Source organism: Pseudomonas sp. Pf153, from assembly GCF_001269775.1.
Classification (GTDB): domain Bacteria; phylum Pseudomonadota; class Gammaproteobacteria; order Pseudomonadales; family Pseudomonadaceae; genus Aquipseudomonas; species Aquipseudomonas uvaldensis.
Genome location: NZ_LHVL01000018.1, coordinates 144690 through 157861, shown reverse-complemented (window position 1 = coordinate 157861; position 13172 = coordinate 144690). Strand labels below are relative to the sequence as shown.

The 13172-nt window shown below is 60.3% G+C and carries 10 protein-coding genes; 5 read left to right on the top strand and 5 right to left on the bottom strand.

Annotation, left to right across the window (positions count from 1 at the left end; translation table 11 throughout):
* Positions 1–215 precede the first annotated feature (215 nt).
* A complete protein-coding gene (locus AD666_RS12770) occupies positions 216–572 on the top strand; it encodes a hypothetical protein (RefSeq protein WP_053152224.1) in 357 nt (118 codons plus the stop codon).
* A gap of 285 nt (positions 573–857) precedes the next feature.
* Here AD666_RS12770 and AD666_RS12765 read toward each other — a convergent pair whose 3' ends face one another.
* The 4 genes from AD666_RS12765 to AD666_RS12750 form a co-directional block, all read right to left on the bottom strand.
* The gene (locus AD666_RS12765) at positions 858–1604 is read right to left on the bottom strand and encodes a FadR/GntR family transcriptional regulator (RefSeq protein ID WP_053152221.1); all 747 of its coding nucleotides are present in this window, start codon (positions 1602–1604) and stop codon (positions 858–860) included.
* Between the two features lie 198 nt (positions 1605–1802).
* Positions 1803–3530, bottom strand: a complete 1728-nt coding sequence (locus AD666_RS12760) for an ABC transporter ATP-binding protein/permease (RefSeq protein ID WP_053152219.1) — start codon at positions 3528–3530, stop codon at positions 1803–1805.
* An 87-nt stretch (positions 3531–3617) separates the two neighbouring features.
* Positions 3618–4178, bottom strand: coding sequence for a response regulator transcription factor (locus AD666_RS12755; protein WP_053152217.1), 561 nt, complete (start codon positions 4176–4178; stop codon positions 3618–3620).
* Positions 4171–5433 (bottom strand): ATP-binding protein, encoded by a 1263-nt coding sequence (locus AD666_RS12750; protein WP_053152215.1) that lies wholly within the window; start codon positions 5431–5433, stop codon positions 4171–4173. The genes AD666_RS12755 and AD666_RS12750 overlap by 8 nt, the downstream gene beginning before the upstream one ends.
* Positions 5434–5704: 271 nt before the next feature.
* On the opposite strand from AD666_RS12750, the gene AD666_RS12745 reads away from it, so the two are divergent.
* Positions 5705–6424 carry an SIMPL domain-containing protein gene (locus AD666_RS12745; protein WP_053152213.1) on the top strand — a complete coding sequence of 240 codons (720 nt, stop codon included), beginning with the start codon at positions 5705–5707 and terminating at the stop codon, positions 6422–6424.
* Positions 6425–6468: 44 nt separating this feature from the next.
* Here the strand turns inward: AD666_RS12745 and AD666_RS27020 are convergent, their stop codons facing one another.
* Positions 6469–6561 carry a DUF6124 family protein gene (locus AD666_RS27020; RefSeq protein WP_371259587.1) on the bottom strand — a complete coding sequence of 31 codons (93 nt, stop codon included), beginning with the start codon at positions 6559–6561 and terminating at the stop codon, positions 6469–6471.
* 1208 nt (positions 6562–7769) lie between these two features.
* Here AD666_RS27020 and AD666_RS12740 point away from each other — a divergent pair.
* The 3 genes from AD666_RS12740 to AD666_RS12730 all read left to right on the top strand — a co-directional run bounded on the left by AD666_RS12740 (position 7770) and on the right by AD666_RS12730 (position 13161).
* Positions 7770–9371 carry an ABC transporter substrate-binding protein gene (locus AD666_RS12740; RefSeq protein ID WP_053152211.1) on the top strand — a complete coding sequence of 534 codons (1602 nt, stop codon included), beginning with the start codon at positions 7770–7772 and terminating at the stop codon, positions 9369–9371.
* 255 nt (positions 9372–9626) lie between these two features.
* Positions 9627–11252 carry an ABC transporter substrate-binding protein gene (locus AD666_RS12735; RefSeq protein ID WP_053152209.1) on the top strand — a complete coding sequence of 542 codons (1626 nt, stop codon included), beginning with the start codon at positions 9627–9629 and terminating at the stop codon, positions 11250–11252.
* 304 nt (positions 11253–11556) lie between these two features.
* A complete protein-coding gene (locus AD666_RS12730; RefSeq protein WP_053152207.1) occupies positions 11557–13161 on the top strand; it encodes an ABC transporter substrate-binding protein in 1605 nt (534 codons plus the stop codon).
* Positions 13162–13172 lie beyond the last annotated feature (11 nt).

Below are 13172 nucleotides of genomic sequence, written 5' to 3'. Positions count from 1 at the left end.
TCGGGCCATCCGCGAAATTGGAGAGCCAATGAAACTTGAGAGCGAAGCCCCTGGACCGCTCATCAAGACTGTCAACTCTGTCAGTAGGCGAGATTGCGGGAAGGAGGCATAACGGCAGTGTGGCCGTGCGACGCCCGGCTGTGGTCCTTTTCTGAAATCTTTAAAGTGAGTCGCCCGTACGCAACGATCAAGGCCGCCTCACAAGGAGTGACATCATGGCGAAGACGTATGCGAAACCGATGCTCAAGGATTTTCCGGCCACTGGGGAAGTCACGATCAGCTTGGCAAAGACAAAGACGTTAACCGTGAAAATTCCGGATGCAGCTTTCGACCAGTACTCGAACGCCCGACTGACTCTGGGCGTCGGCTCGACGCCTCCTACTCCGGTAGGCGCGTTTACACCTCTGACCGACGGCGAGGAAGGTACGCCACGCAAGGATGTGACAATGACGCTAACCAATACCGACTTGGCAGCTTATGTCGGCCAATTGGTTGAGCTTCGTTATGAGGTTAGCTACGAGAGCGGGGATCCCGATACATCCGAGCCGCAAATGTTGCGGATCAGCGCGTAGGGCTGGCGCTGCGATTTGTCAAACAGGCAAACAGATGAAAACCGAACACCGTTTTCTTCGGCGAGGGATGTTTTATGTGGCGAGGGAGCTTGCTCCCGTTGGGGCGCGAAGTAGCCCCTCATTTTGATCGTTCCCACGCTCCGCGTGGGCATGCCTCCCGTGACGCTCTGCGTCACCTTCCAGAAGCGGAACGCGGAGCATCCCAGGCGCCGTGCCCACGCGGGAGTGGAAACGATCAAACTCAAGCGGGAGCAAGATCCCTCGCCACAGGAACACTGATGCGTTTCAGCCCTGTGCCTGGGCCTCCTCATGAGCCTGGCGCAGCCGCTCGCGGCTGTTGGTCAGGTGCAGGCGCATCGCCGCACGGGCGGCGTCGGAGTCCTGGCGGGCGATGGCCTCATAGATTTCCTCGTGCTCGCGGCTCAGGCGGTCCATGTAGTGCTGCTGGTCATCGTGGGCCAGGCGCGCCGAATTCACCCGAGTACGCGGGATGATGCTGGTGCCCAGGTGGGTCATGATGTCGGTGAAATAGCGGTTGCCGGTGGACAGGGCGATTTCCAGGTGGAAGGCGAAGTCCGAGGCCACAGCGTCGGTGGCGTGGGTCGCGCTTTCGTTCAACGCGTCGAGGGCGGCGCGCATGGTCGCCAGTTGCTCGTCGGTGCGGCGTTGGGCCGCGAGGCCGGCCGATTCCACCTCCAGGCTGATGCGCAACTCCAGGATCGCCAGCACATCGCGCAATGTGACCACCGTGGCCGGGTCGATCCTGAATCCGCTCGGGCTGGGTGTGTCCAGCACGAACGTGCCGATGCCGTGGCGGGTTTCCACCTGCCCTGCCGCCTGCAAGCGGGAAATCGCCTCGCGCACCACCGTGCGGCTGACGCCGTGGGCCTCCATGATCGCCGACTCGGTGGGCAGTTTATCGCCGCGCTTGAGCACGCCGTCGCGAATCTGCTCGGACAGCACCGTCACCAGCTCCTGCGCCAGGCTGCGGCGCTTGCGGGGAAGTCGTGGGACGTCGATCGGGTTTTCCATGAGTCTGTGTCTCGGGCAGGCGGCTGAATGCGCATCATCATAGCGCAACGTGGTTGTATGATCACTTTTTGCGCAAGGAAGCATTAATCACATCCCCTGCGAGGGCGGCTTGCTCGCGAAAGCGGTACGTCAGTTGTAGTGAAGGTGTCTGATATACCGTCTTCGCGAGCAAGCCCGCTCCCACAGGGTTTGCGGTGTTCACGCGATCACGGCATGCTCCACCAGTTGGCCATTTTCAATGCGCACCTGTCGCGGATGGAAGCGTTTCAAACTGCTTCGGTGACCAACGCTGACGATACTCAACCCCGGTAACTGGTCGATCAGCGCCTGATACAGCGTCGCCTCGTCTTCCTCATCCATCGCTGACGTGGCTTCGTCCATGTACAGCCACAGCGGCGCATAGAGCAAGGCGCGGGCGAACGCCAGGCGCTGTTGTTCGCCAGGCGAGAGCATGCGTTGCCAATGATTACTTTCATCCAGCCGCGGGATCAGGTGCGGCAGGCGGCAGGTTTCCAGTACCTGTGCATAACGTTCATTGGGGTAGACGTCCCCGGGCTGTGGATAACTCAGCACCTCGCGCAGGCTGCCAATAGGCAAATAGGGTTTTTGCGGCAGGAACAGATACCGCGCCGCCGGCAACAGGATGCGTCCGTGGCCGGTGGGCCACAGATGTCCCATCGCCCGGAACAGCGTGGATTTACCGCTACCGGAACGGCCGCTGAGCATCACCCGCTCCCCCGGCTCCACGGTCATGTCGGCGTTGGAGAGCAAGTGTCGGCCATCGGCCACATCCAGTCCCAGGCCTTTCACTTGCAGCAGGTTGCCTTGGTTCTCCACGTCGATGGCCGGCACGCGGTCCTCGTTATCGCTCATGGCCTGGCGGAAGCTCAGCAGACGATCACACGTGGCGCGCCACTCGGCGAGCTGGGCGTAGGCATCGATGAACCAGCTGAAGTTCTCCTGCACATTGCCGAACGCCGAGTTGATCTGCATAAGCTCACCCAGCTGGATCTTGCCAGCGAAGTAACGCGGGGCGGCGACGATAAAAGGAAAGATGATTGCGATCTGACCGTAGCCGGAGGTGAAGAAGGTCAACCGCTTGGACACCCGCATGATGTCCCAGAAGTTATGCCAGACCAGGCCAAAACGTCCGCTCAGGCGCCGGTTCTCGTTGGGTTCGCCGTTATACAGCGCAATGCTTTCGGCATTCTCGCGCACCCGCACCATGGAGAAACGCAAGTCCGCCTCGAAGCGTTGCTGATTGTTGTTCAGACCGATCAGGCGCCGGCCGATCAGGTGCGTCAGCCAACTGCCCACCGCGGCATACACCAGGGCGCACCAGAACATATAGCCTGGAATCGTATAGCCGAACACTTCGATGCTGCCCGACACGCCCCATAGGATGATCGAGAACGACACCAGGCTGACCACGGTGCGCAACAATCCCAACCCCAGGCCGAGGGTGTTGGTGGTGAAGCTGTTGAGGTCTTCGGAAATCCGCTGGTCCGGGTTGTCGGTATAGCCGCCCTGCTCCAGCCGGTAGTAATTCTTGTCCTTGAGCCAGCGCGCGAAATGCTGCTCGGTGAGCCAGGCTCGCCAGCGGATAGTGAGCATCTGCGTCAGGTACAAGCGATACACTGCCCCCAGGATCGCCACCGCAGCGATGCCACAGAAGTACAGGATCAGTTGCCAGAATGCAGTGTCGTTCTTCTCTTGCAGGGCATTGTAGAAATCCTTGTACCAACTGTTGATCCAAACCGAAATCGCCACGCTGAACAACGACAGCGCAATGACTGCGATCAACAGCGCCCAGGCCTTGCCCTTCTCCTCGCTACGCCAGTATGGCGTGGTCATCTGCCAGACACGGCGGAAAAACTGTCCGCGCACCGCGTCATTGACCGCGGAATATTCAGCGTTCTGATTCATGGTTAGAGCCCGATAAAAACAATCGGGCCGATCATAGAGCATCGGCCCGATTTATCGCGAGGGGGACAACATCCGTTCAGCGCAGGTTCAGCGACGCACGGGGCGCTTCTGCAATTTGCGCTGCAAGGTGCGCCGGTGCATGCCCAGGGCGCGGGCGGTGGCGGAAATATTGCCTTCGTGCTCGGTCAGCACCCGCTGGATATGCTCCCACTGCAGGCGGTCCACCGACATGGGGTTTTCCGGCACCAGGGAGTCGAGGTCGGCGTGTTCGGACAGCAGCGCGGCCAGCACGTCATCGGCATCCGCCGGTTTGCACAGGTAATTGCAGGCGCCGCGCTTGATGGCCTCGACCGCCGTGGCGATGCTCGAATAACCGGTGAGGATCACCACGCGCATTTCCGGGTCCAGTTCCAGCAGCTTGGGCAGCAATACCAGGCCCGAGTCGCCGTCCATTTTCAGGTCCAGGGCCGCGTAGTCCGGCAGATCGGCCTGGGCAATGGTCAGGCCCTCTTCGGCGGAACCTGCGGTGCTGACGCGAAACCCGCGACGGGACATGGCCCGTGCCATGACGCGGGTGAACGTGGCGTCGTCATCTACCAGCAACAGGTGCGGCAGTTCTTCGCCGTCGACTTGGATCTCGTCACTCATATTCGTCTCCTCGGTCGGCACGAGGCAGGCGCAGCTCGGTGAGCGTGCCGCCTCCCTCATGGGGGTAGAGTTTCACCGAGCCGCCGGCGCGTGTCACGCTGGCCTTGCTCAAAAACAGGCCAAGGCCCAGACCTTTGCCCTTGGTGGTAAAGAAAGGCTTGCCGATCTGCTCGGCAATCGCCAGCGGCACACCGGCGCCATGGTCGCGGATGCAGATGGTCAGTTCGTAGTCATTCCAGTCCAGCGCCACCTCCAGGCCTTCGGGGCAGGCATCGGCAGCGTTGTTCAACAGGTTCAGTAACGCCTGGGTCAAATCCGGCGGCGGCGCCATGCGTGGAACCACACCCTTGCCCAAGTGCTGCAAGCGATAACTGGCTTCAGGGCGCATCAGGTGCCAGCGGTTCAAAGCTTCGTCCAACCAGAAAGTGACTGCCTGCATGTCGATGTCCAGGCGCCGGTTGGCCTCGGCGGCGCGCACCAGGTATTGCAGGGTTTCCTTGCAGAGCTTGACCTGATCCTGCAGCACACTGAGGTCGTCCTGCAGCGCCGGGTCGGGGTGATCCTGGCGCATTTCCTTGAGCAGCACGCTCATGGTTGCCAACGGGGTGCCCAATTCATGGGCAGCGCCAGCGGCCTGAGTCGCCACGGCCAGCAGTTGCTCGTCCCGCAGGCCTTCTTCACGGCGAATGGCCCGCAGTTCTTCCTGGCGACGCAACTCCTCAGCCATGCGCGCGGCGAAAAAGGTGATGACTGCCGCGGCCAGGGCGAAACTCAGCCACATCCCGTAGATCTGCAGGTTCTCCCGGGCGATGGGAAAGGTTTCCAGCGGATAAAAGCGCGCCAGCAGCAGGGTGTACAGCGCCAGGGCGATGCCGGACAGGATCAACGAATAACGCCAAGGCAACGTCACCGCGGCGATGGTCAGCGGCACCAGGTAATAAGAGACAAACGGGTTGGTGGAACCGCCAGAGAAGTACAGCAGCGCACTGTGAATAAACAGGTCACAGGCCAGTTGCACGGCGTACTCGAGCTCGGTTACTGGCCACGAGGTGCGCAGGCGGACGGCCGTCAGCGCACAGAGCACACTGGAACAGACCAGGGTGATCGCCAGTTGCAGCCAGGGCAGCGGCAGCAGGTCGAACCAATAGGCGAGCCCCACCGAGCCGGCCTGGGCCGCCAGGACCAGAATGCGGATGAATGTCAGGCGCCAGAGGTTCTGGCGAGAGGCGGATGTCATTTGCAAAGGGGCGAGCATGAGCTCTCCTGATGAGCGCTCCAGGCGGATCGCACGGAGTATACCCAAGGCGCGGGTGACACAGGCAGATATGCGGCAAAGCGCCACAGCGTCCAAACGTTACACATCATCCTGTGGCGAGTGGATTTATCCCTTCGCCACAAAAGCATGCCCTGCGTTGCCATTCGATCTGTATAGAAGTTGTAACTGTGCGAACCCACTCATAAAAGCTAGAGTCTTATCGTTCACGCAGGCCCGGACCTACCCCTGCGCCTCATCCCAAGGAGCTTTCATGCACACGTTCCGCCGCCACGTCACCCTGCTCGCCCTCAGCCTCGGCACCGTCGCCAGCCTGCCGGCCCTGGCCGCTGACGAGCTTCACTACAACCAGATTTCCCTGCGCGCCGAAGTCAGCCAGGAAGTGGCCCGCGACCTGATGATCGTCACCCTCTACACCGAGGAACAGAACACCGACCCGGCCAAACTCGCCGCTGCCGTCAGCACCACGTTGAACAAAGCCATCGGCCAGGCCAAGCAGGTCAAGGACATCACCCTGCGCCAGGGCAGCCGCAACAGCTACCCTATCTACGACGGCAAAGGCCAGAAAATCACCGGCTGGCGCGAACGCGCCGAACTGCGCCTGGAAAGCGCCGACTTCGCAGCCTTGTCCAAGCTCACCGGCGAACTGCTCACCGACATGAAAATGGGCGGCATGGACTTCGCTATCGCCACCGCCACCCGCCAGAGCAGCGAAGACGCCCTGCTCAAAGACGCCGTCAACGCCTTCAAGGCCCGCGCCCAACTGGCCACCGAGGCCCTGGGCGGCAAGGGTTACAAGATCGTCAACCTGAACCTCAACACCAACGGTTATCCACAACCGTACATGCGCGCCCCAACGATGATGATGAAAAGCGGTTCCATGGATGCTGAATCCGTGACGCCTGACGTGGAAGCGGGTACCAGCAAGGTGACCATGACGGCGGATGGGTCGGTTGAAGTGTTGATGCAATAAAGCAGAGCAAGGTGCCCGACCTTGAATAGTCGGGCAACCCCACGCTAAACCCCGGCCATGGCTTTGACCGAAGCCAGAGTTTCGGAGGTGCTGGTGAGCAGCGTGTCGGCATCGGCCTTTGCGGTCACTGAAAACATAGTAATCGTTCCTACGTACCTCATGGCTAGCCACCTCAGATCAGGCATGCAAAGTCGAACTGTGTGCGAGTGCTCGCGATAGCGCTCTGTCATTCAGCATTCGCATCGACTGACCCACCGCCATCGCGAGCAGGGCTCGCTCCCACAATGGGTCGGTGCATTCTTTCAAGAGCCGTGTCGAGCTATAAGCCGCGCCGCGGCTTTTGATCTTCCGCACCTTCGGGAGGCTGAGTGGAGGCGTTCATCAGGGGGGATGGCGCACAGCGCCGTTCGACGTAGTCGAACCCATCGAGTGGAGGTCAAGCGCAGCGGACCGGAGCCGATGCCCCCTGATGAATGCCGGAGCGAAGGAACCCCGAGCTTCGGCGAGGGGCCGTACGCTGGGGCGAGCCCTTTTGGTTACTTTTGGCTGGGCCGGCATTCCGGGCGTCCGCCAAAAGTGACCCGCTGTAAAAGCGGAACCATAAGTAGCCGTTACCGAAGCAATGGATATACACCCGGTCGACAAAACCCGGACACAGCCATCGCGAGCAAGCTTTGCTCCCACAGTGAGATCTGTGGTCGGCTGCGAATGATCAGTCACCGCAAAATCCTGTGGGAGCGAGCCTGCTCGCGATAGCGGTGAATCAGTCGATGCAGATGTTGAATGACAGACCGCCATCGCGAGCAAGCCCGCTCCCACAATGGGTCGATGTAAGCCTTCAAGACCGTACCGAGCAATAGGACGCGCCGCGGCTTTTGATCTTCCGCCCCTTCGGGAGGCTGAGTGGAGGCGTTCATCAGGGGGATGGCGCGCAGCGCCGTTCGACGCAGTCGAACCCATCGTGTGGAGGTCAAGCGCAGCGGACCGGAGCCGATGCCCCCGGATGAATGCCGGAGCGAAGGAACCCCGAGCCTTGGCGAGGGGCCGTACGCAGGGGCGAGCGTTCTTTGCTTACTTTCTTTGGCGTCTGAAAGAAAGTAAGTCGCCGTCAGGGCGAAACCATAAGTAGCCGTTACCGAAGCAATGGATATACACCCGGTCGACAAAACCCGGACACAGCCATCGCGAGCAAGCTTTGCTCCCACAGTGAAATGCGCGCCCATCAAGCCCAGATACCGGGCCAGCTATGCCCAAACCCAAGGGTCCCCCTCACTTTTGGCTATTTCCCCCGCCGCCCTCCAGAACGCTACTCTTCGCCAATCGTCGCCATCGCCCAAGGGATTTCATGGACAGAACCACCTTCAAGCCCCTCCTGCTCGCCCTCGCCCTGATCAGCAGCGCCCCAATGGCCCAGGCCGCCACCACCCTGGTCTACTGCTCCGAAGCCAGCCCCGCCGGGTTCGATCCCAGCCAGTACACCAGCGGCACCGATTTCGACGCTTCGGCCGAAACCGTCTTCAACCGCCTCACCCAATTCAAGCGCGGCGGCACCGAAGTCGAGCCGGGGCTGGCGACAAGCTGGGACGTGTCTACCGACGGCCTGGCCTACACCTTCCACCTGCGCGAAGGCGTCAAGTTCCATACCACCGACTACTTCACGCCCACCCGCGATTTCAACGCGGACGATGTGGTGTTCACCTTCCAGCGCCTGCTCGACCCCCAGCACCCGTTCCGCCAGGCCTACCCCACCGAGTCGCCTTACTTCACCGACATGGGCCTGAACACCACGATCAAGCGCGTCGAAAAAATCGACGAGCACACCGTGCGTTTCAACCTGAACAACGTCGATGCCGCTTTCATACAGAACCTGGCGATGAGTTTTGCGTCGGTGCAATCCGCCGAGTACGCCGCGCAGTTATTAAAGGAAGGCAAGGCCGGCGACCTCAATCTGAAACCCGTTGGCACCGGCCCATTCGTGTTCAAGCGCTATCAGAAGGATTCGCAGATCCGCTACGCCGCCAACACCGCGTACTGGAAACCTGAAGATGTCAGAATCGACAACCTGATCTTCTCCATCACCCCCGACGCCGCCGTGCGTCTGCAAAAGCTCAAGCGCAATGAATGCCAGGTCAGCGGCTATCCGCGCCCCGCCGACATCGAGATCATGGAACAGGATCCGAACCTGCGGGTGCTCAGGCAGCCCGGCTTTAACCTGGGCTTCCTGGCCTACAACGTGACGCACCCGCCCCTGGACCAACTCAAGGTCCGCCAGGCGCTGGACATGGCCATCGACAAGCCGGCAATCATCAAAGCCGTGTACCAGAGCGCCGGACAACTGGCGCAGAACGCTTTGCCGCCGGCCCAGTGGTCGTTCGACCCGGCCATCAAGGACGCGCCCCATGACGTGACCAAGGCCAAGGCGCTACTCCAGGAAGCCGGGGTTGCGCCGGGTACTACCATCAATTTATGGGCGATGACGGTGCAGCGCGCCTCCAACCCCAACGCGCGGATGTCAGCGCAGATGATCCAGCAGGACTGGGCGAAAATCGGGATCAAGGCCAACATCGTCAGCTACGAATGGGGCGAGTACATCAAGCGCGCCAAGAACGGCGAGCACGACGCGATGATTTATGGCTGGACCGGCGACAACGGCGACCCGGACAACTGGCTGGGGGTGCTCTACAGCTGCGCGGCGGTCAAGGGCAGCAACTACGCCAAGTGGTGCGACCCGGCCTACGACAAACTGATCCGCCAGGCCAAGGTCTCCACCGACCGCCAGCAGCGCATCGACCTCTACCGGCAGGCACAAGAAATCCTCAAGCAACAGGTGCCCATTACACCGATTGCCAACTCCACGGTGTTTCAGCCGATAAACAAAAACGTGGTGGATTTCAAACTCAGCCCCTTTGGTCTCACACCCTTCTACGGCGTGGGTTTGCAGAAGTAAAACCCGCCCCAAACCGGTGCTCTGCGTCTTCGACGCGCACCGGTAAAGGGCGCCTTTTGCACCTAAAAAACCCACGCAAACGATCAACAGCGTCAGAAGTTACACGGATGCGACATTAAGGTACGTTCGTGCCACTGTTTCAGATTTGGAACCGCTCTGGATCTTGCATTGGGTATGGGGCCTGCATAAGTATCCGCAGGACGACTCACGAGGTCGCCCTCAAATCCAAAAATGACAACAAATCATGAGGCCAACATGCTTAAACACGCGGTCATTCCGTTTTTAGTCGGCGCAGGCTTATTGGCCAGCGCACCCTTCGCCCAAGCGGCGGCTAACCTGGTGTTCTGCTCCGAAGGCAGCCCCGCCGGCTTCGACCCGGGTCAATACACCACCGGAACCGACTTCGACGCCTCTGCAGAAACCATGTTCAACCGCCTCACCCAGTTCGAGCGCGGCGGCACCGCCGTGATTCCTGGCCTGGCGACCAAGTGGGATATTTCCGAAGACGGTCTGAGCTACACCTTCCACCTGCGTGAAGGCGTCAAGTTCCACACCACCCCTTACTTCAAGCCGACTCGTGAGTTCAACGCCGACGACGTGCTGTTCACCTTCAATCGCATGATTAACAAGGATGATCCGTTCCGTAAGGCGTACCCGACCGAATTTCCGTACTTCACCGACATGGGGATGGACACCAACATCACCAAGATCGAAAAAGTCGACGACCACACCGTCAAGTTCACCCTCAAGGATGTCGACGCTGCATTCATCCAGAACATGGCCATGAGTTTTGCCTCGATCCAGTCCGCCGAGTACGCGGCCCAGCTGCTCAAGGACGGCAAGGCACCGGACATCAATCAGAAACCGATCGGCACTGGCCCGTTCGTGTTCAAGAGCTACCAGAAAGACTCCAACATCCGCTACACCGGGAACAAGGATTACTGGAACCCTTCCGACGTGAAGATCGACAACCTGATCTTCGCCATCACCACCGACCCGTCGGTGCGTATCCAGAAGCTGAAGAAGAACGAGTGCCAGGTCACCCTGTTCCCGCGTCCCGCCGACCTCAAGGCGCTGAAGGACGACAAAGCTTTGAAGATGCCTGACCAGGCCGGCTTCAACCTGGGCTACATCGCCTACAACGTGATGGACAAGATCAAGGGCAGCAACGAGCCGAACGTGCTCGCCAACCTGAAGGTTCGCCAGGCACTGGACATGGCGGTCAACAAGCCGCAGATCATCGACTCGGTCTACCAGGGCGCCGGCCAGCTGGCGGTCAACGCCATGCCTCCGACCCAATGGTCCTACGACACCACCATCAAGGATGCCAAGTACGATCCTGAGAAAGCCAAGGAGCTGCTCAAGGAAGCCGGCGTCAAGGAAGGCACCAACATCACCCTGTGGGCGATGCCGGTCCAGCGTCCGTACAACCCGAACGCCAAGCTGATGGCTGAAATGCTCCAGTCCGACTGGAAGAAAATCGGCCTGAACGTGAACATCGTCAGCTACGAATGGGGCGAGTACATCAAGCGTTCCAAGGGCGGCGAGAACCAGGCGATGATCATCGGCTGGAGCGGTGATAACGGTGACCCGGACAACTGGCTCAACGTGCTGTTCGGTTGCGACTCCCTGAGTGGCAACAACTTCTCCAAATGGTGCGACAAGAAATTCGACGGTCTCGTCAAGGAAGCCAAGCGCACCACCGACCAGGCCAAGCGCACCGAACTGTACAAACAGGCACAACACGTCCTCAAGGACGCCGTGCCAATGACACCTATCGCTCACTCGACGGTGTATCAACCCATGCGCGCCAACGTGCAGGACTTCAAGATCAGCCCGTTTGGCTTGAACTCCTTCTACGGCGTCAGCGTCAGCAACTGAAGGTATGCAACGGCGGCGTCTTCTGACGGCGCCGTTGCTTCATCTGCCAAGACCCAGGAAATCGCCTGCGTCCTTCCCCTCCTGCGCATTGCCGTAGCCGGTCGAGGATGTATCGCCCTTTCTCACAAGTCTTTCAGGCGTTACGCATTTACTGCCCGAACCACGGCCCATACCGTTGGAACCGGGCAGATCTGCCAGCCCTGCGGCATTGCTGTACACAATGGAATGAGCCCGGTGTTCCCGGACCTGTCCCACCAAGGACGCCGGTTCACTGTCAAACACACCGAACGAGAGAGGGAGCGTCATGCGCCATACCCTGGTTTTATCCGCATTGCTGAGTACCGGCCTGCTGGCCGCGACATCCGCCGCCCACGCCGCCACCGCTGGTAGCCTGGTGTTCTGTTCCGAAGGCAGCCCCGCCGGCTTCGACACGGCGCAATACACCACCGCCACCGACAACGATGCCGCTGAACCGCTGTACAACCGCCTGGCCGAGTTTGAAAAGGGCGCGACCAATGTCGTACCGGGCCTGGCGACGAGCTGGGATATTTCCGAAGACGGTTTGAAGTACACCTTCCACCTGCGCGAAGGGGTGAAGTTCCATACCACCGACTATTTCACGCCAACCCGGGACTTCAACGCCGACGACGTGGTGTTCACGTTCACCCGCATGCTCGATCCGCAGCATCCGTTCCGCAAGGCCTACCCCACCGAGTTCCCGTACTTCAACGGCATGAGCCTGAACAAGAACATCGCCAAGGTGGAAAAGACCGGGCCGTTGACGGTGGTCATGACCCTCAACAGTGTGGACGCCGCGTTCATCCAGAATATCGCCATGAGCTTCGCCTCGATTTTGTCGGCCGAGTACGCCGACCAGTTGCTCAAGGACGGCAAGCCGAGCGACATCAACCAGAAGCCCATCGGCACCGGGCCGTTCGAGTTCAAGAGCTACCAGAAGGACTCCAACATCCGCTACGTCGCCAACAAGCAGTACTGGGCGCCGGAACGAGTCAAGCTGAACAACCTGATTTTCTCCATCAACACCGACGCCTCGGTGCGAGTGCAGAAGCTCAAGGCCAACGAATGCCAGATCACCCTGCATCCGCGTCCGGCCGACGTACCCGCCTTGAAGAACGATCCCAAGCTGCAACTGATCGAGAAGCCCGGCTTCAACCTCGGCTACATCGCCTATAACACCCGCCACAAACCGTTCGATCAGGTGGAAGTACGCCGGGCACTGGACATGGCGGTGAATAAGCAGGGCATCCTCAATGCCGTGTACCAGGGCGCGGGGCAGCTGGCGCAGAACGCCATGCCACCGACCCAGTGGTCCTACGACGACACCATCAAGGACACCCCCTACAACCCGGAAAAAGCCAAGGAGCTGCTCAAGGCCGCCGGGGTCAAGGAAGGTACGGAAATCACCTTGTGGGCGATGCCCGTGCAACGCCCGTACAACCCCAACGCCAAGCTGATGGCCGAGATGCTCCAGGCCGACTGGGCGAAAATCGGTCTGAAGGTGAAGATCGTCAGCTACGAATGGGGCGAGTACATCAAGCGCACCAAGAACGGCGAGCACGACGTCAGCCTGATCGGCTGGACCGGCGACAATGGTGACCCGGACAACTGGCTGGGCACGCTGTACAGCTGCGATGCCATTGGCGGCAACAACTACTCCATGTGGTGCGACCAGGATTACGACAAGCTGATCAAGCAGGCCAAAGTCGTCACTGATCGCGACCAGCGCACCGTGCTCTACAAACAGGCCCAGCAGTTGCTCAAGCAGCAAGTGCCGATCACTCCTGTTGCCCACTCGACGGTCAACCAGCCGCTGAGTGCCAAAGTCGAAGGGTTCAAGGTCAGCCCCTTCGGTCGCAACGTGTTCTCGGGCGTCAGCCTGAACCCATAACCGATTAGCCC

What these genes read in the sequence shown, in the direction of transcription:
- AD666_RS12770 (WP_053152224.1), top strand. Translation starts at nt 216, where the DNA reads ATGGCGAAGACGTATGCGAAACCGATGCTCAAGGATTTTCCGGCCACT.
- AD666_RS12765 (WP_053152221.1), bottom strand. Translation starts at nt 1,604, where the DNA reads ATGGAAAACCCGATCGACGTCCCACGACTTCCCCGCAAGCGCCGCAGC.
- AD666_RS12760 (WP_053152219.1), bottom strand. Translation starts at nt 3,530, where the DNA reads ATGAATCAGAACGCTGAATATTCCGCGGTCAATGACGCGGTGCGCGGA.
- AD666_RS12755 (WP_053152217.1), bottom strand. Translation starts at nt 4,178, where the DNA reads ATGAGTGACGAGATCCAAGTCGACGGCGAAGAACTGCCGCACCTGTTG.
- AD666_RS12750 (WP_053152215.1), bottom strand. Translation starts at nt 5,433, where the DNA reads ATGCTCGCCCCTTTGCAAATGACATCCGCCTCTCGCCAGAACCTCTGG.
- AD666_RS12745 (WP_053152213.1), top strand. Translation starts at nt 5,705, where the DNA reads ATGCACACGTTCCGCCGCCACGTCACCCTGCTCGCCCTCAGCCTCGGC.
- AD666_RS27020 (WP_371259587.1), bottom strand. Translation starts at nt 6,561, where the DNA reads ATGTTTTCAGTGACCGCAAAGGCCGATGCCGACACGCTGCTCACCAGC.
- AD666_RS12740 (WP_053152211.1), top strand. Translation starts at nt 7,770, where the DNA reads ATGGACAGAACCACCTTCAAGCCCCTCCTGCTCGCCCTCGCCCTGATC.
- AD666_RS12735 (WP_053152209.1), top strand. Translation starts at nt 9,627, where the DNA reads ATGCTTAAACACGCGGTCATTCCGTTTTTAGTCGGCGCAGGCTTATTG.
- AD666_RS12730 (WP_053152207.1), top strand. Translation starts at nt 11,557, where the DNA reads ATGCGCCATACCCTGGTTTTATCCGCATTGCTGAGTACCGGCCTGCTG.